Origin of the sequence: Candidatus Pseudomonas auctus, assembly GCF_048654275.1 — a bacterium.
Lineage (GTDB): Bacteria > Pseudomonadota > Gammaproteobacteria > Pseudomonadales > Pseudomonadaceae > Aquipseudomonas > Aquipseudomonas pharyngis.
Genome location: NZ_JBJYZK010000021.1, coordinates 13228 through 31738, shown reverse-complemented (window position 1 = coordinate 31738; position 18511 = coordinate 13228). Strand labels below are relative to the sequence as shown.

Below are 18511 nucleotides of genomic sequence, written 5' to 3'. Positions count from 1 at the left end.
TTTCCTCTCCACTTTCGGGCGTGAACGCCCGGCGAGTATCGCTGATCGGCGGGGCGTTGCCCACGTCCGATTACGCGACAGCGCTCTAAATCAATAGTTCACGGCAGCTTTGTATCGTCATCAACCTGCCATCATCGTGCCACTGCTCTGTCATAAACCATCGCGATACTGGCGCCTGTTTTTAGAGCGCCGGGTTCTACCCGGACACTGTTTTCCGACCGTCAAACCGTCGGTTGTGCCCAGGATGGTTCAGCCATCCCCTTTTCATCTTCGGAGATTGCTATGCGTCTTGCTTCCACGAAAACTGCGGCGGCCCTGTGCGGTGGCTTGTTGCTGGCCATGAGTGTTCCGGCCAGTGCCGCAGTCGACGCCAAACTGCTCGACATGCTCAAGGCTAACGGTTCGATTTCCCAGGCGCAGTACGTTGAACTGCAAACTGAACTGGCCAAGGATCAGAAGGCCCAGCAGATCGCGCAACAAGCGCAGCAAGAGACCAACGAGCAAATCGCGGCGACCGCGAAGAAAACCAACGAGCTCAGCAGTTTCGACCAGAAACTGGCCTGGGCCGCCAAGACCCAGTTCAAGGGTGACGTGCGTATCCGTCAGGAAACCATCAAGATCGACGGCGAGCCGAACAACGGCGGCCGCGACAAGGATCGCCAGCGCATCCGTGCCCGTCTGGGTGCGTACACCGAGATCAACCCGCAAGTCGACACCGGCATCCGTATCGCCACCGGCGGCGGCGACGACGCCCGTTCGACCAACCAGGACCAGGACAACTACTTCGACAAGAAGCAGATCTGGCTCGACCTGGGCTACATCGACTACCACCCGGACCAGATCAAGAACCTGCACATCATCGGCGGCAAGATGCTGCAACCGTGGGTGAGCATGGGCGACGTGATCTGGGACAGCGATATCAACCCGGAAGGTCTGGCCGTTACCTACAAGTATCCGTTGGGCAGCAGCGTCGAACTGTTCGGCAGCCTGGGTAACTACAACCTCAAGGACAACGTCGATGGCGACGGCGTGCAGTTCCGTCACGACCTGCGCCTGACCGCCGGCCAGTTGGGCAGCCGCTTCGCCATCACCGACAACCTGAAACTGACCCTGGGCGGCAGCGTCTACGCCTACCAGAACGACGAAGACAGCCGTTGCACCGGCACTTCCACGCCGTGCGCCCTGGCCGTCAACGGCAACTCGGCAGACAACGAATTCCGTCTGTACGAAGGCTTCAGCCAGGTCGACATCGGCGGCCTGCCAATGCCGCTGTCGTTCTACGGTCAGTACGTGAAGAACAACGATGCAGTGACCGATCAGGACACCGCGTGGCTGGTAGGTGCCAAGTCGAAGGTCTTCGGCCTGAACCTCGACTACAACTATCGTGACGTGCAGCGCAACGCGGTGGTCGGCGCCTTCACCGATTCGGACTTCGCCAACGGCACCACCGGTTCACGTGGCCACAAGTTCAAGGTCGGCTACGACATCGACAAAAACTTCGCCATTGGTGCGACTTACTTCCTGACCAAGGCCGACTTCTCCAGCCGTACCCAGCGTGATGCAGACACCAACACCCTGCAGCTGGACGCGGAAGCGAAGTTCTAAGCAACCCGGCAACAGACTTCAAACGATGGGTTTACATCCGGTTCCATCGTTTGAAGAGGCTTCAACAGACTGGCGCGGCCGCAGCGATCCCCATCATCCGTTCGCTGCGGCCGCGCCAGTCTGTGTTTTCAGGATCGATCCTTGCGCCGCAGCTGTGCCAGCTGCTCGGCCAACGCGTCCACGCCCTCTTCAGGCTTTTGCGGCATTGCTCGCAACGTCGCCTGCATCAAACGCATCTGGCGAATGAACCGCCGGCAATTGCGGCAGAACATCAGGTGATGACGCACCATCAACTTCTCGCGAAAGCTCAACTGGCCATCGAGATAATCGCTGGATCGCGCCACTTGCTCCTTGCAGGTCAACATTCTCCCGTCTCCTCAAAATGCTCCACGGTCGCGAAGACCTTCAAGCGTGCCCGATGCAGCAACACGCGGACATTGGAGAGCGAGATCTCCAGAAGATTACAGATGTCCTCCAGCTCCAGGCCCTGACGCTCGCGCAGCGTGAGCACACTGCTCTGAAGTTCGGAGAGACTGAGCAACGTATGCTCCAGGCATTCACGCAGCTCGCCTTCTGTCAGCAACGCTTCGGGCGTGTCCTGGTGCCAGGCGAACGGTGCGACCAGCCAGTGACCGTCGCCGGGAGAGAAACGATTGTCGTCGATGGTGCCGTGGGGGGACGGCAGATCATCCAGCAACACTTCGCGACGATTGAGTTTGTAGCGGCTCTTGGCCGAGTTGGCGGTGATGGTCAGCAGCCAGGTCTTGAGACTGGAGCGCCCCTCGAAACGGCCGATATTACGCACCACCGACAGCCACGCGTCCTGCACCACTTCTTCGACGTGGCGCTGGCCGACAATCGCGTAGGCGACCGCGCGCATGGGGCTTTGATAGGTGCTGACCAGTTCCTTGAAGGCTTTCTGTTCGCCTGCCAACAACCGCTCGAGCAGTTGTGTGTCGTCAACCGCCATCCATCAATCCCCTTTTCCTGACTCCGAAAATGATAGCGGCAGGATCTCTCCTGCCGCCAGTTTCGAAAATTACAGCGCTCGCGCCGATTCGGATGTAGGAAACGTCAGCGCGATTAAGAGGAAATGAACTCGCTCTTAGCGTTTACGCAGAATCACGCTACCAATCGAGTAACCGGCACCGAACGAACTCAGCACCGCCAGCGAACCGGCCGCCAGATCGTCCTGATATTTGTGGAACGCGATCACGGAACCGGCGGAGCTGGTGTTGGCGTAGGTGTCGAGAATCACCGGGGCTTCTTCTTCGGTGGCCTCGCGGCCCAGCAGCTTGCGCACGATCAGGTGGTTCATGCTCAGGTTGGCCTGGTGCAGCCAGAAGCGCTTCACGTCACCGACGTTGAGCTTGTTCTCTTCCAGATGCTCGCCGATCAGCTCGGCCACCATCGGGCAGACATCCTTGAACACCTTGCGGCCTTCCTGCACGAACAGTTTGTCGCGGGCGCCGATGCCCTCTTCCGCCGCGCGGTTGAGGAAGCCGAAGTTGTTGCGGATGTTGTTGGAGAACTTGGTCAGCAGTTTGGTGCTGACCACGTCAAACTGGTGTTTCGACGTCGCCGTATCGGCACGCTCGATGACGACGGCAGTAGCGGCGTCACCGAAAATGAAGTGGCTGTCGCGGTCGCGGAAGTTCAGGTGACCGGTGCAGACTTCCGGGTTGACCATCAGGATCGCCCGGGCCTGACCCAGTTGCACGGTGTTGGCCGCTTGCTGGATGCCGAAGGTCGCCGAAGAGCAGGCCACGTTCATGTCGAAACCGAAACCCTGGATGCCCAGCGCTTCCTGGACTTCGATGGCGATGGCCGGGTAGGCGCGCTGCAGGTTGGAGCAGGCGACAATCACGCCGTCGATGTCGGCGGCGGTCTTGCCGGCACGTTGCAGGGCTTGTTCGGCAGCGCCGATGGCCATCTGGCAGAGTACCGACCATTCGTCGTTGGAACGCTCCGGCAGCCGTGGCGCCATGCGCGCAGGGTCGAGGATGCCGTCCTTGTCCATGACAAAGCGGCTCTTGATGCCGGAAGCTTTTTCGATGAACGCGGCGCTGGACTCGGTCAGGGCCTGGACTTCGCCGCTGGCGATGGCGTCGGCGTTGTCCGCGTTGAACTGGGCGACGTAGGTATTGAAAGACTGCACCAGCTCTTCGTTGGAGATGCTGTTGGCCGGGGTGTACAGGCCGGTGCCGCTGATGACGACGTTATGCATGGTCGTTTCTCTAATCTGTTCAGGCAGAAAGTGCTGGCACCGACGTGCCAACACGCAAAGGGTCCATTCCCGTATCAGGGACGCAAAAACCTGGCATCGCTTTATTCCGTTGCGCGGCCCGGCAAAGGCTCTGGGACGCGAAAACGGCATTTATGGTGGCGAAGTTTGCCATAAACCCGAGGTTTTGGCGCCTTTCCCAAGCGTCACGACCTTCCCAATGTGGGAGCGAGCTTGCTCCCACAAGGGGAATTTGTGATCGTTCCCACGGAGCGATCAGGCACTCGCTAGGGTTCTACCTGCGTCCACTGCTTGTTGAGGCGTTTGTCGGAGATCGGCACCTTCGTCCCCAACTGCTGGGCGAACAGCGAAACCCGGTACTCCTCCAGCCACCAGCGATACAGCTCGAGCTGCGGATCGCGCTTGCCTTCCTGGGCATGCTTGGCTGCGCGGGTCTGGTATTGCGTCCAGAGCCCGGCGAGTTCGCCGCTCCAAACCCGATCCTTCTGCACTTGCGCGCCCAGCTTCTCGAAACGCTGCTCGACCGCTTTCAGGTAACGCGGCAACTCCTTGAGCCAGAGCATCGGCGTTTCCCGGACGAAGCCCGGATACACCAGATGACTGAGCTGCTGCTTGATGTCGTTAAGCGCCACGGCCTGAGCCAGGTCGATCTTGCCCTTGAAGCGCTTTTGCAGACCGTGCCAGAGCTTGAGGATTTCCAGAGTCAGGCGTGCCACGCGCTCGGCGTGCTCGGTCCAGCTGCCGCGCTTGCGCTCGGCCAGTGCCGCCAGCCCTGCGCCGTCACGGGGCAACGGGTCTTCACCGTCAAGAATGCAGCTGTCGAGGCTGGCCAGCAGAATGTCTTCGACCAGCGCATCAACCCGCCCCAGTTCGCGGTACAGCAGGCCCAGTTCGGTCAGGCCCGGCAACTTGCCGCGCAGGAACTTCGCCGGTTCGGCCAGTTGCTGCAGCAGCAGACGTTGCAAGGCGCGGCGGTGCTGGAATTCGGCTTCCGCCGGGGTAGAAAATCGCCCTTCCTTGACCGTACCGCCCTCTTCCACCAGCGCCGGATACACCGTCATCGAAAGCCCGGCGATCTTCTGTTGGGTCTTTTCCGCCACCGGCGCAAAGACTTTGGCCTCCACCGGTTGCTGGCTTTTCGCACTTTGCGGCACCGCCAGTGCGGCCTGGCTGGCTTCGGCGAAACGTGCGGTCAGCTCGGCCAGATCCCGGCCCTCGCCGAGGAACTTGCCCTGGCCGTCGACGATTTCCAGGTTCATCCGCAGGTGGCTTTCAACCTGCTGCGCCGCTTCGGCCCAGGCTTCATCGCTGACCCGCGCACCGGTCATGCGCAGCAGTTCGCGACCCAGCGCTTGCGGCAACGAACCTTCGGCGAAGGTCATGCGTTGCAGCGCGGCCTTGATGAAGTCCGGCACCGGCACGAAGTTTTTTCGCAAAGCCTTGGGCAGGTTGCGCACCAGGGCGATGCACTTGGCCTCGATCAGTCCCGGCACCAGCCATTCCAGGCGTTCCGGCGGCAGCATCGGCAACAGCGGCGCCGGCACACGCAGGGTCACGCCGTCACGCGGATGATTCGGTTCGAAGTGGTAACTCAGCGCCAGTTCCAGATCGCCGATGTGCAGCGTGTCCGGGTAATGCTGGGCGGTGACTTCGCTGGCTTCGCGGGCCAGCACGTCTTCCTCGCGCATGATCAGCAGTTGTGGATCTTTCTGGCTGTTGACCCGATACCAGCTGTCGAACGTCGCGGTCTGGTGGATCTCCGCCGGCAGTCGCGCGTCGTAGAACGCGTAGAGGGTTTCCTCGTCGGCCAGAATGTCCCGGCGACGGGCTTTGGCTTCCAGTTCGTCGAGCTGCTCCAGCAGTTGTTTGTTGGCGGTCAGGCACTTGGCCCGGGACTGAATCTCGCCGCGCACCAGGCCTTCGCGGATAAACAGCTCTCGCGAAACCACCGGATCCACCGGGCCGTAATGCACCGGCCGGCGACCGACCACGATCAGGCCGAACAGAGTGATCTGTTCGAACGCGACGACCTGGCCGCGCTTCTTCTCCCAGTGCGGTTCAAAGTGGTTCTTCTTGATCAGATGCCCGGCCAGCGGTTCGATCCAGTCGGCGTCGATCTTCGCCACCATCCGCGCGTAGAGCTTGGTGGTTTCCACCAGTTCGGCGGTCATCACCCACTGCGGGCGTTTCTTGCCGATACCCGATGACGGGTGAATCCAGAACCGCCGCTGACGGGCGCCAAGGTAATCGCCGTCCTCGGTTTTCTGACCAATCTGGCTGAGCAGGCCGACCAGCACCGCTTTGTGCAGCTTCGGATAATCCGCCGGTTCTTTGTTCAGGCTCAGCTGCAAGTCGCGGCAGATCAGGCTCAACTGACGGTGGGAATCGCGCCACTCGCGCAGGCGCAGGTAGTTGAGGAAATTCTTGCGGCACCAGTTGCGCAGCGGACTGGCGGTCAACGCCTGGCGCTGCTCTTCAAAACCGCGCCACAGATTGACCAGCCCGGCGAAGTCCGAATCGGCGTCCTTCCACTGAGCGTGGGCCTGGTCAGCGGCCTGCTGACGCTCCGGCGGACGCTCGCGCGGATCCTGAATCGACATGGCACTGGCGACGATCAGCACCTCCTGCAAGCTGCCGAGTTTGGCGGCTTCAAGCAGCATGCGGCCCATGCGCGGGTCCACCGGCAGGCGCGCCAGTTGGCGACCGAGCGGGGTCAGCTGACTGTTGCGATCCACCGCCGACAATTCCTGCAGCAGGTTGAAACCGTCGCTAATCGCCTTGCCGTCCGGCGGCTCGATAAACGGGAAATCAGTGATCTCGCCGAGGCGCAGATGGAGCATCTGCAGGATTACCGCAGCGAGGTTGGTGCGCAGGATTTCCGGATCGGTGAATTCCGGGCGACCGAGGAAATCCTCTTCGCTGTACAAGCGCACACAGATACCCGGCTCGACCCGGCCGCAACGACCTTTACGCTGGTTGGCACTGGCCTGGGAAATCGCTTCGATCGGCAGCCGCTGGACCTTGGCACGGTAGCTGTAGCGGCTGATGCGCGCGGTGCCGCTGTCGATCACGTAACGGATGCCCGGCACGGTCAGCGAAGTTTCCGCAACGTTGGTCGCCAGCACCACGCGACGCCCCGGATGGGACTGAAAGATCCGCTGCTGCTCGGCCGGCGACAGGCGCGCGTACAACGGCAGGATTTCGGTGTGTTTGAGCTGGGCCTTGCGCAGCATGTCGGCGGCGTCGCGAATCTCGCGCTCGCCGGGCAGGAACACCAGCACATCACCGGGACTGCGGCGTTCGCTGCGTTCATAGGCGGCGATTTCGTCGAGGGTGGCGAGGATCGCCTGATCGACAGTCAGGTCGTCTTCGACACGGTTGCCCTCTTCGTCCTGCTCCAGCGTCAGCGGGCGATACCAGGTTTCCACCGGGAAGGTGCGGCCGGACACTTCGACAATCGGCGCATCGTCGAAATGCTTGGAGAAGCGCTCCAGATCGATGGTCGCCGAAGTGATGATGACTTTCAGATCCGGGCGACGCGGCAGCAGGGTTTTCAGGTAACCGAGCAGGAAGTCGATGTTGAGGCTGCGTTCGTGGGCTTCGTCGACGATGATCGTGTCGTAGCGTTCGAGGTAGCGGTCGTTCTGGGTTTCCGCCAGCAGGATGCCGTCGGTCATCAGTTTGATCAGGGTGTTCGAATCGCTTTGGTCTTCGAAGCGCACCTGATAACCGACCAGCGCGCCCAGCGGTGTACCGAGTTCTTCGGCAACCCGGCTGGCCACGCTGCGCGCCGCGATCCGCCGAGGCTGGGTGTGGCCGATCAAACCGTGCTGGCCGCGACCGATCTCCAGACAGATTTTCGGCAATTGGGTGGTTTTGCCCGAGCCGGTTTCACCGGCGATGATCAGCACCTGGTGCTTTTCCAGGGCCTTCTTGATTTCGTCACGCTTGGCTGCAATCGGCAGGCTGTCGTCGTAACGGATCACCGGCAGGCTGGCCTTGCGCGCCAGCACCTGATCGCAGGACGCCTGCATGCGCGCCACCCACTGGGCCAGCTTGGCCTCGTCGGGCCTCTTGCGCAGCTCAAGCAACTGCCGCCGCAGCCGGTGGCGGTCGGCGAGCATGGCGTGATCGAGGTTTTTCAGCAGTTTGTCGATGGAGGGCGATTCGTCGGTCATCGGGTACGCAATTCGGTCGTCTAGTGGCGCAAGGACGCGATTGTCGCAGATTTGCGGGATTTGTGGCGTGTCTGGGGGATTGCTGCCCTCACCCTAGCCCTCTCCCAGGGGGAGAGGGGACTGATCGGGGGTTGCTCTAGAGCTACGCCGACCTGAAGGAGCCTCACCGAATCCATAATCGCCACGATCTTCCAGGTCGATGTTTGACCCGAGACACCTCGGTCGACCCCCTCTCCCTCCGGGCGGTCCGACGTTTCGGGAGGGCTGGGGTGAGGGAAAGCCGTTACTCGTTATCCAAGCCTTTGCGCCGATATGGAAAGACATCGATAACTTTCCCCGCCCGAATCGCCTCCTGCAACCCCTTCCAGTAATCCGCGTTGTACAACTCGCCATGCAGCTGATCGAACAATTTGCGCTGCGCCGAATCGGCAAACAGAAACGGCGGAAACTCCTCGGGGAACACGTCCAGCGGCCCGATCGAATACCACGGCTCGGAGGCCATTTCGTCCTCTGGCGTGCGCGGTGCCGGGATGTGGCGGAAATTCGCTTCAGTGAGGAAACAGATCTCGTCGTAGTCGTAGAACACCACCCGGCCGTGGCGGGTGACGCCGAAGTTCTTCAGCAGCATGTCGCCGGGAAAGATGTTGGCCGCCGCCAGTTGCTTGATCGCCAGGCCGTAATCCTCCAGCGCTTCGCGCACCTGGGCTTCGTTGGCGTTATCCAGATAGAGATTAAGCGGCGTCATTCGGCGCTCGGTCCAGCAGTGGCGGATCAGCACGGTTTCGCCTTCCAGCGACACCGTGGACGGCGCGACTTCCAGCAGTTCCGCCAGGCACGCCGGCTCGAATTTGCTCAGGGGAAAACGGAAGTCGGCGAATTCCTGGGTATCGGCCATGCGCCCGACCCGGTCGACGCTTTTCACCAGTCGGTACTTCTCGATCACCGTGGCGCGGTCGACGTTTTTCGATGGAGAGAAACGATCCTTGATGATCTTAAACACGGTGTTGAAGCCCGGCAGCGTGAACACGCTCATGACCATGCCGCGCACGCCCGGCGCCATGATGAACTGGTCATCGGTGTTGGCCAGGTGATTGATCAGGGCGCGGTAGAACTCCGATTTACCGTGCTTGTAGAAACCGATCGAGGTGTACAGCTCGGCGATGTGCTTGCCCGGCAGGATGCGTTTGAGGAAACCGATGAACTCCGCCGGCACCGGCACATCCACCATGAAATACGAACGGGTGAAGGAGAAGATGATCGACACCTCCGCTTCGTCGGTGATCAATGCGTCGATCTGAATCCCGCGCCCTTCGCGGTGTAGCAACGGAATCACCAACGGCCACTGATCGTCGTTGGTGTAGATGCGCCCCACCAGGTACGCGCCCTTGTTGCGGTACAGCACCGAGGAAAACAGCTCGACGCTCAGCTCCGGGTCCTTGCACACCCAGTCCGGCAGGTTCTCGCGCAGTTGCGCTTCCAGACGCAGCAAGTCGCCGGGCAAATCGGCGTAGGCCTCGCTGAAGCGGTAATCGGCAAAGATGCTCGCAAGCATGCCCGAGATCTGCCCTTGGGGCTTGTAGGTGCGGGTCTGCGCGGCCCGTGCCCGACGCAGGCTCGGGCGCGTGGTGTGGATGAACATGCAGCCGTCGCTGATCAGGTCGTGGCTGAACAGGCTGCAGAAAATCGAGTTGTACCAGGTCTCGGACAGCTCATCGTCGAAGCGCAGGTCGATGATGCTGATGTAGGCGCTTTTCACCAGTGGCCAGCAGGTGACGTCCATCAAGGTGTCCGGCTCGAAATACTCGCGCAGGCGGGCGACGGTTTCACCGACCTTTTCTTCGTAGAGGTTGATCCGCGCCGCCGACGCGGTTTGCGTGTCCTGCCAGCGGGCTTGCTCGAAGCGCTCCCGGGCGCCGTCGGTGATCCGCCGGAAATGCTCGCGGTAATCGTCAAAGCCATCGAGGATCAGGCGGGCGATGTCGGTGGCTGGCCATTGCTGCGGCATAGATGAGACCTCTGCGGGAATTGGAGAATCTGTGCTCGAAGGCCTGAGCTTAGCCACGGAAGCAGGCGCAGGAGAAGCGCAATTTCGGCCAAATCCTCTTGCGGGTTGTACAACGACACAGTTTTTATCAAAGTTTTTTTAATCGACCGTTCGGTCAATAAACGTCCCTTCGGCTTCTCCCTATCGCTGAACGCCAGCCCGCGTTTCTTCTGGGTTTCGGATCCAACCCGGTAGCGACGTCTCTAATCCGCGCTTTTCCCGGCTAGTTCCTTCTCGTCCATCGCGTGCCACCCCGGTTAAAAATGGCCTTACCAAGATAGTGTCACTTTGATATACAGCCCGCCATCACCCGCCTTACAAAAAGATCCTCGGTCCACGAGGACGACCTCTCCCCCAATCCCCAAGGAGCACATTGATGTCTATCCGGAATCTGCGCATAGGTTTGCGCGCCAGTTTGTGTTTTGCCGTTCTGGCCAGTCTGCTGGTGGTGGTCGGCCTGTTCGGTCTGGGCCAGATGAAAACCCTGCGCGAGAGCGCGGCGGTGATCGAGGAATCGTGGATGCCCAGCATCGAAAGCATCCATGACGCAGCGGCGAACATTGCCAGTATTCGTCTCGAATCCCTGCGCCTGATCACCAGCACTCAGGCTGCCGTTCGCGAACGCAGCAAAGGCATTCTCACGGCGCAACGTCAGGAATTGCTCAAGCGCCTCGACGACCACAAGGCCCTGATCGCCAATGACCAGGAGCGAGTGATGCTGGAAGGTTTGAGCGCCGACACGGCCAAGTACCTGAGCATCCTCGACCAGATCATCAAACAGATCGATGCCGGACAAAACGAACAAGCCTACGCGCGCCTGACCACTGAACTGGCGCCCCAGGGCACGGTGCTCGACAAGACCCTTGAGCAAATGATCAGCCTCAATCAGCAAGGCGCGGATGCCGCCGCCAAGTCCGCGGCGGCGATGTACCAGCAGGCGCTGTGGATCGTCGCCGCGATCATCGTTATCGCCCTGATTGCCACGTTGTTGCTGGCCTGGTTGCTGACCCGCAGCATCACCACGCCGATCAATCAGGCGCTGAACGCGGCGCGGCAGATTGCTTCGGGAGACCTCAGCGGTCGCATCGACAGCGAGGGTCGTGATGAAGCGGCGCAGTTGCTCACGGCGCTGGCGCAGATGCAGGGCAATCTGCGTTCGACCATTCGCGGCATCAGCGAGTCGGCCCAGCAACTAGCCTCCGCTGCCGAGGAAATGAGTTCGGTGATGGAACAAAGTACTCGCGGGTTGCAGCAGCAAAATGACCAGATCGAGCAGGCCGCCACGGCGGTCACCGAGATGAGCACGGCGGTGGATGAAGTGGCCGCCAATGCGGTGTCCAGTGCCCAGGCCTCCGAAGCGTCGAACGAGGACAGCAAGCACGGGCATGTGCAGGTCAGCGAGACCATCAGTTCGATTCAGGAACTGGTCAGTGCAGTACTCGGCGCGTCCGAACAGGCCGAGGGCCTTGCGACTCAGGCCCAGGACATCAGCAAAGTGCTGGAAGTGATTCGCGGCATCGCCGGGCAGACCAACCTGCTGGCCCTGAACGCTGCGATTGAAGCCGCGCGCGCCGGCGAGGCCGGACGTGGCTTCGCAGTGGTTGCCGACGAGGTCCGCTCGCTGGCCCAGCGCACGCAGAACTCCACCGAAGAAATCGAGCTGATGATCAGCAGCATTCAGCAAGGCACCAGTGCCACCGTCGGCGCCTTGCAAAACAGCGCCGAGCAGGCCAGCCATACCCTGCGTCGCGCCAACAGTGCCGGCCATGCACTGGAGAAAATCACCGCGTCGATTTCGCAGATCAACCAGCGCAACCTGGTAATCGCCAGCGCCGCCGAGCAACAGGCGCTGGTGGCTCGGGAGGTCGATCAGAACCTGGTGACCATCCGTGATCTGTCGACACAAACCGCAGCAGGTGCCACCCAGACCTCTGCCGCCAGTCAGGAACTGTCACGGCTGGCCGTCGACCTGAACGCACTGGTCACGCGCTTCGTGATCTGATCAGACAATTAAATGCCCGATTAGCGGTTGCCATCGCCGGGGCCCTCGGCAACACTCTCGTCCCGATCAAGGAAGGAGTGGCCCGTGAGCCCCGTCGATATTTTCCGCATGCTGTCGCTGGCTGCCATCTGGGGCGCGAGCTTCCTGTTCATGCGCATCATCGCTCCCGCGATCGGTACGGTTCCGACCGGATTCTTCCGCGTTTCCATCGCCGCCGTCGGCTTGCTGGTGATCCTCGGGCTGATGCGCATCAGCTGGGATTTCAAAGGCAAGCTCAAGACTGTGATGTTGCTGGGCGTGATCAACTCCGGCGTGCCGGCGACGCTGTATTCGGTCGCCGCCCAGGTGCTGCCGGCCGGTTATTCGGCGATCTTCAATGCCACCACGCCATTGATGGGCGTGTTGATCGGCGGTTTGTTCTTCAGTGAAAAACTCACGCTGGCCAAACTCGCCGGGGTTTTCCTTGGCCTGCTCGGGGTGGGTGTGCTGACCCGCGCCGGCCCGGTCGCGTTCGATCTGCACTTGCTGATGGGCGCGGTGGCCTGCCTGCTCGCAACCACCTGTTATGGCTTCGCCGGGTTCCTCGCCCGACGCTGGCTGGATCAGGCCGGCGGCCTCGACAGTCGTCTGTCGGCGCTGGGCAGCATGCTCGGTGCGACCCTGTTTCTGTTGCCGCTGTTCGGTTACAGCGTCATCACTGCGCCGCCGGTGAGCTGGGGTGGCTGGAATGTCTGGCTGTCGCTGTTGGGCCTTGGGCTGGGCTGCACCGCGTTTGCCTACATCATTTACTTCCGCCTGCTGAGCTCCATCGGGCCGGTGAAATCGATGACCGTGACCTTCATGATTCCGCCGTTCGGCGTGTTGTGGGGGGCGCTGTTTCTCGATGAGCCGCTGTCGATGGCCCACGTGTATGGCGGGGTGTTGATCGCCATTGCGCTGTGGCTGGTGCTGAAACCGGCAGCAGTCAAACCCGCAGAAATCGCCACCCGCTGATTGGCAGATGCACAAAGGCCCGGGAGTTTCCTCCCGGGCCTTTTTCATGCGCAGCTATTAGGCCGATTTACGGAACACGAACACCAGACCGACGATGATCAACAGCATTCCCAGCACGCTCAACGCGGCCAGGCGATTGCCGAAGATCAGGTAGTCCATCACAGCCGTCACGGCCGGCACCAGATAGAACAGGCTGGTGACATTGACCAGATTGCCCCGGGCGATCAGTCGGTACAGCAGCAACGTCGCCAGCACGGAAACCACCAGTCCCATCCACAGCACCGGCACGATGAAACCGGCGCTGTGCTCGAAGTGAAACGGCTGGAACGGCACGAAAATCCCGCACAGCAGCAGCCCCGCCAGATACTGCACCGGCAGCGTGCCGAGGGGATTGTCGGTGATGCGCTTCTGCATGATCGAGCCGAAGGTCATGCTCGCCAGCGCCAGCAGCCCGAACAGCATCCCCGCCAGCGACATCCCGGCCAGACCGATGCCCTGATAAACCACCATGATCAGACCGGCCAGTCCCAACGCCAGCCCAAACATTCGGCTCGCCGAACGCTGACGCTCCATGAGCACCACCGTCAGGATCGGTTGCACGCCCATGATGGTGGCCATCACGCCGGGGGTGACCTTCAGATCCAGCGCCAGCAGATAGAAAATCTGATAAGCCCCTAACAACACCACCCCGGTGGCCATCGCGTACAGCATCGGCTTGCCGCCCTCGGGCAACCTCAACTTGAGCAATGGCATCAGCAGCACCAGCCCACACAGGGCAATGACAAACCGGATCAGCAGAAAGGCGAAGGGTGAAGCGTGGGCCAGCCCCCACTTGGAGAAGATCGCCCCGCTGCTCCACAGCAGAACGAACAGGCTCGTGGACGCCGCCGCGAGCGCGGACTTTTTCGAAAGGACAAACATGAATACCACCTGTAGTCAGGCAAATAGCCAACTCAGCCGAAGCTGAAATTCAGTAGGTTTTTTCAGGGGGCACAGGGGTCAGCAGCAAACGCTGATCAGCCCGAAATACCAACGCCCGGCGGTGATACGACTGCGCACACCGGCGTGCTACTGACAGGTGGAGGGTAATGACTGATCTGCACAGGCTGCTGATTCCCGCACGGCACGACGCCAGCGTTGACCGCTGAATCGACTACCGCGTTGATGAGGGATGCAGGCATCTGGGCTGATCTTTTTTGAAGGGTTGAAAGGTGAGTCGTGCGACTCACGAGCGCCGACTATAACCAGCCCGCGACATGGATTGCAATGAATTGGACAGATACCAGAAAAAACCGCTCAAACGAGCGGTTTTGCTGTACTTCGCGGCCTCAACCAAACAGCCAATACCCCAGCAACGTCAACACCACCACCGCCAGCACCGGCCGCAGCACACGGTAGGCTTTCGGGTTGCGGCGTTTCCACTGTTTGACCGCACCACTGAACCTGTCGCTGAAGTTCTTGCTCCAGGCGTAAGCCTGGTTGATCCCGCCGACACGCTCGTCGTCGAGGTTCTGCGGTGCCGTGGCACGGCCCAGCCAGGCGCTGATGAAGCGGTTGATGCGGGTCATCAGGCGGCTGCTCAGCGGCCGCTCGATGTCGCAGAACAGGATGACGCGGGTCTGTTCGGTTTCGTTCTTGACCCAATGCACGTAGGTCTCGTCGAACATCACGTCTTCACCGTCGCGCCAGGCGTAGACCTGACCGTCGACGAAGATTCGGCAATCGTCGGAGTTTGGCGTTGACAGACCCAGGTGATAGCGCAGGGAGCCCGCGAACGGATCGCGGTGCGGGTTCAAATGGCTGCCGCCCGGCAACAGCGCGAACATCGCGCCTTTGACGTTGGGGATGGCACTGACCAACGCCACGGTTTTCGGGCACAGGGTTTCGGCCGATGGCAGCGGTTTGTCGTACCACTTGAGGTAGAAACGCTTCCAGCCTTTCTTGAAGAACGAGCCGAAACCGGCGTCGTTGTTCTTCTCGGCGGCACGAATATAACCCTCGTCGAACAGATGCATGGCTTCGTCGCGAATGGTTTCCCAGTTATCGCGCAACACGTCCAGCTCCGGAAACTTGCTGCGATCCAGATACGGCTTGGACGGCACGCCCGAGAACAGGTACATCAAGGCGTTATACGGGGCGAACAGCGCCGAGTGGTTGACGAACTGCCGCAGCACCGGCAAACGCGCCTTGCCGCGCAAATGCACGTAGAGGATGCTGCCCACAAACAGCAGCAACACCGACACCTTGGCGGCTAACGAAAAGGTCATCAACAACTCCTTGAAATAAGACAACGCCACGCCATGTCATTTACCCGAGATGGCGGCCGGCCATGATAAACACTACCGGCTCCGGGAAAAACCCGCCCGACCCAACATTCAGTGTTAAGAATTGCGCAACAAAGCACTTATTAACATAACGATCCTGAACCCTGGCTGACCTGAATCAACGCGCCCCCTTACTGCTGGTTCTCCTGATCGGTGAACAGATCACTGAACAGCATGCTCGACAGATAACGCTCACCGGAGTCGGGCAGCACCACCACAATGGTCTTGCCCTGCATTTCCGGGGTCTCCGCCAGACGCACCGCCACCGACATGGCCGCACCGCAGGAAATCCCGCACAGGATCCCCTCTTCCTGCATCAGGCGCAGGGCCATGGCCTTGGACTCGTCATCCGTCACCAGCTCGACCCGGTCAACCATCGCCAGATCAAGGTTCTTCGGCACGAAACCGGCGCCGATGCCCTGAATCTTGTGCGGGCTCGGCTTGATTTCTTGACCTGCCAGCGCCTGGGTAATCACCGGCGAAGACACCGGTTCCACCGCCACCGACAGAATCGGTTTGCCCGCCGTATTCTTGATATACCGCGACACACCGGTAATGGTTCCACCGGTGCCGACCCCTGCGACCAGCACATCGATGGCACCATCGGTGTCGTTCCAGATTTCCGGGCCGGTGGTTTTTTCGTGAATGGCCGGGTTGGCCGGGTTATCGAACTGGGCCGGCATGAAATATTTGCCCGCGTCGCTGGCGACAATCTCGGCGGCCTTTTCGATCGCGCCCTTCATGCCCTTGGCCGGCTCGGTCAGCACCAGCTCGGCGCCCAGCGCCTTGAGCACCTTGCGTCGCTCGATGCTCATCGAGGCCGGCATGGTCAGCAGCAACTTGTAGCCGCGCGCGGCCGCCACGAAGGCCAGGCCGATGCCGGTGTTGCCGGAGGTCGGCTCGACGATGGTCATGCCCGGCTTGAGTTTGCCGCTGCTTTCGGCGTCCCAGATCATGTTGGCGCCGATCCGGCACTTGACCGAGTAGCCCGGGTTGCGACCTTCGATCTTGGCCAGAATGGTCACGCCACGGGGCGCGATGCGGTTGATCTGCACCAGCGGCGTGTTGCCGATGGAATGGGCGTTGTCAGCAAAAATACGGCTCATGGCTGGGTCCTTGTGCAGCGTTGAATTCAGCTCTCCAAGGTAAGCCTGTTGCTCTTGTCAGTCCAGTCGGGCCGAACGTCTGCGGCAGGCGGCAGTCAATCGCTTTATACCGTTCGGAATTTGCTGCCATGAAGCGTCGCTACCGTTGGCCATTGTGGATTTTCGCCACTCTCGTTGTATTACTGGTCGCCCTGCACATCGCCCTGCCCTACCTCGTGCGCGACTATCTGAATGACAAGCTGGCCAACATGGGCGACTACCGCGGCCAGATCACTGACGTGGACCTGGCGCTCTGGCGCGGGGCCTACAAGATCAATGGCCTGAAAATCGTCAAGACCGACGGCAAGGTGCCGGTGCCGTTCGTCGATGCGCCGGTTATCGACCTGTCTGTCAGTTGGCACTCGCTTTGGTACGACCATGCTGTCGTGGCACAGGTGAAATTCTTTAAACCTCAGGTGAACTTCGTCGATGGTGGTGCCAACAAGCAGAACTCCCAGACCGGTCAGGGCACCGACTGGCGTGAGCAACTGGGCAAACTGTTGCCTATCACGCTCGACGAAGTGCAGATCAGCGATGGGCGGATCAGCTTTCGCAACTTCAACTCCAAACCACCGGTAAACATGAATGCAACCAACGTCGACGCCAGCATTTACAACCTGACCAACGTGGTCGACAAGGAGGGCAAACGCGACGCTCGCTTCGAAGGCAAGGCTCTGCTGCTGGGACATGCCCCGCTGGAAACCACAGCCACCTTCGACCCCTTGAGCAATTTCGAAGACTTCGAATTTCGCCTGCGGGCCCGCGACATCGAACTCAAGCGCATGAACGATTTCGCCTCGGCCTACGGCAAATTCGACTTCAACGCCGGCCACGGCGACGTGGTCATCGAAGCCGCCGCCAACAAGGGCCAGCTCAAGGGCTACATCAAACCGCTGCTGCGCGACGTGGACGTGTTCAACTGGCAGCAAGATGTCGAGAACAAGAACAAGGGGATCTTCCGTTCGATCTGGGAAGCACTGGTCGGCGGCACGGAAACCGTGCTGAAAAACCAGGGCAAGAACCAGTTTGCCACCCGGGTCGAACTCAGCGGCAGCGTGCACCAGCAAGATATCAACGCGTTCGAAGCGTTTTTGCAGATTTTGCGCAACGGATTCATTCAAGCCTTCAATGCCCGGTATGAACGGCCGAAGCCGGACGCGGGCTAAGTTTTACGGTTGACGATGTAGCGCCCGTTATCCTCTGCCGCGATCAATGCAGGCTTCTCCTGCAACGAATCCCAACCCAGACAGGCCAGGGCCAATGATCGCGGCACCGCTTCCCGACCATTACTGTAGCGACTGATGCTGCGGGCGCTGACACCCAATGCTTCGGCCGCCTCATTCAACGGTAGACCGGTGCGAGCTCGCCAATCCATGAAAATCCGTGTGTTTTCGTCCGGCGCATTTTGCGCGAGCGCGTCCCGATACAAGGTATCGGCACCAATCTGGATATCCGGTTCCAGCCACTCCACGCTCCAGCCGTCGTCACTCAACTCAGCGGTTGCAAACACTTCAGCGTCCAGTAGCGGAGCGAGCCCCGGATAGGTTTGCAGATCGCGGCTCAAGTCCAGGTTCAGCCGTTGGCCATCAATAAAGGTCAGCGACAGGCAAGCATCGCCAACAGCCTGCACTGCGGCCAATCGTGGCCGCTTCATGGGTAACATCGTTTCCAGTCCTCCAGCAATTGCGTCTGATGGGCCGAAACCCACGCCAACGCTTCCTTGACGATCAGTGGCGGTGCCTTGCCCATCATGACCTCGACGGTTTCCAGGCTCAGCATCACATCCACTCCACCACCGGTCAGGTGAACATGGGGTGGCGGGTGATCCTTCTCGCGCAACTGAATGCGGTATTTTTCGCGAAATCGGTATTTGGTAGTCATGCCCGAAGGCTATCGCCAAATCGGCGATACCTGGAATACTGGCCTCGCGCCGAAACTGAGTCAACATGTGACGCCCCATTCAGAGACTGAATAA

General features: G+C 60.6%; 14 protein-coding genes. 4 read left to right on the top strand and 10 right to left on the bottom strand.

All coding sequences use genetic code 11. The features are described 5' to 3' along the window. Positions 1-282 precede the first annotated feature (282 nt). Positions 283-1605: a putative porin gene (locus ACKUG4_RS27070; RefSeq protein ID WP_039772596.1), complete on the top strand. Its 1323-nt coding sequence runs from the start codon at positions 283-285 to the stop codon at positions 1603-1605. A gap of 128 nt (positions 1606-1733) precedes the next feature. Here ACKUG4_RS27070 and ACKUG4_RS27065 read toward each other — a convergent pair whose 3' ends face one another. From ACKUG4_RS27065 to aceK, 5 genes are all read right to left on the bottom strand, one after another. Beyond that, positions 1734-1970 (bottom strand): anti-sigma factor family protein, encoded by a 237-nt coding sequence (locus ACKUG4_RS27065; RefSeq protein ID WP_007956536.1) that lies wholly within the window; start codon positions 1968-1970, stop codon positions 1734-1736. After that, positions 1964-2575: an RNA polymerase sigma factor gene (locus tag ACKUG4_RS27060; protein WP_085611586.1), complete on the bottom strand. Its 612-nt coding sequence runs from the start codon at positions 2573-2575 to the stop codon at positions 1964-1966. Before ACKUG4_RS27060 ends, ACKUG4_RS27065 begins: the two co-directional genes overlap by 7 nt. Positions 2576-2710: 135 nt before the next feature. After that, positions 2711-3832 (bottom strand): beta-ketoacyl-ACP synthase III, encoded by a 1122-nt coding sequence (locus ACKUG4_RS27055; protein ID WP_085730044.1) that lies wholly within the window; start codon positions 3830-3832, stop codon positions 2711-2713. 284 nt (positions 3833-4116) lie between these two features. Beyond that, positions 4117-8028 (bottom strand): ATP-dependent RNA helicase HrpA, encoded by a 3912-nt coding sequence (hrpA, locus tag ACKUG4_RS27050; RefSeq protein WP_445435202.1) that lies wholly within the window; start codon positions 8026-8028, stop codon positions 4117-4119. Positions 8029-8311: 283 nt separating this feature from the next. After that, entirely contained in the window at positions 8312-10033 is a 1722-nt protein-coding gene (gene aceK, locus ACKUG4_RS27045) for a bifunctional isocitrate dehydrogenase kinase/phosphatase (protein ID WP_445435201.1), read from the bottom strand. A 415-nt stretch (positions 10034-10448) separates the two neighbouring features. Here aceK and ACKUG4_RS27040 point away from each other — a divergent pair, with 415 nt between their 5' ends. After that, positions 10449-12074: a methyl-accepting chemotaxis protein gene (locus ACKUG4_RS27040; RefSeq protein WP_445435200.1), complete on the top strand. Its 1626-nt coding sequence runs from the start codon at positions 10449-10451 to the stop codon at positions 12072-12074. Between the two features lie 84 nt (positions 12075-12158). Then, on the top strand, positions 12159-13067 hold the full coding sequence (locus ACKUG4_RS27035) for a DMT family transporter (RefSeq protein ID WP_445435199.1): 909 nt from the start codon (positions 12159-12161) through the stop codon (positions 13065-13067). 57 nt (positions 13068-13124) lie between these two features. Here ACKUG4_RS27035 and ACKUG4_RS27030 read toward each other — a convergent pair whose 3' ends face one another. From ACKUG4_RS27030 to cysK, 3 genes are all read right to left on the bottom strand, one after another. After that, the gene (locus ACKUG4_RS27030; protein ID WP_445435198.1) at positions 13125-13988 is read right to left on the bottom strand and encodes a DMT family transporter; all 864 of its coding nucleotides are present in this window, start codon (positions 13986-13988) and stop codon (positions 13125-13127) included. Between the two features lie 407 nt (positions 13989-14395). Next, complete coding sequence (locus ACKUG4_RS27025) at positions 14396-15334, bottom strand: aspartyl/asparaginyl beta-hydroxylase domain-containing protein (RefSeq protein WP_064594184.1); 939 nt, start codon at positions 15332-15334, stop codon at positions 14396-14398. Positions 15335-15522: 188 nt separating this feature from the next. Beyond that, complete coding sequence (gene cysK, locus ACKUG4_RS27020; protein WP_445435197.1) at positions 15523-16497, bottom strand: cysteine synthase A; 975 nt, start codon at positions 16495-16497, stop codon at positions 15523-15525. 128 nt (positions 16498-16625) lie between these two features. On the opposite strand from cysK, the gene ACKUG4_RS27015 reads away from it, so the two are divergent. Beyond that, the gene (locus ACKUG4_RS27015; RefSeq protein WP_445435196.1) at positions 16626-17702 is read left to right on the top strand and encodes a DUF748 domain-containing protein; all 1077 of its coding nucleotides are present in this window, start codon (positions 16626-16628) and stop codon (positions 17700-17702) included. Here ACKUG4_RS27015 and ACKUG4_RS27010 read toward each other — a convergent pair. Together ACKUG4_RS27010 and ACKUG4_RS27005 are read right to left on the bottom strand one after the other, a co-directional pair. Next, positions 17699-18199, bottom strand: a complete 501-nt coding sequence (locus ACKUG4_RS27010) for a DUF2442 domain-containing protein (RefSeq protein WP_445435222.1) — start codon at positions 18197-18199, stop codon at positions 17699-17701. The two genes, ACKUG4_RS27015 and ACKUG4_RS27010, sit on opposite strands and share 4 nt — an antisense overlap. Further along, complete coding sequence (locus ACKUG4_RS27005; RefSeq protein WP_064594177.1) at positions 18187-18417, bottom strand: DUF4160 domain-containing protein; 231 nt, start codon at positions 18415-18417, stop codon at positions 18187-18189. Before ACKUG4_RS27005 ends, ACKUG4_RS27010 begins: the two co-directional genes overlap by 13 nt. Between the last annotated feature and the right edge of the window lie 94 nt (positions 18418-18511).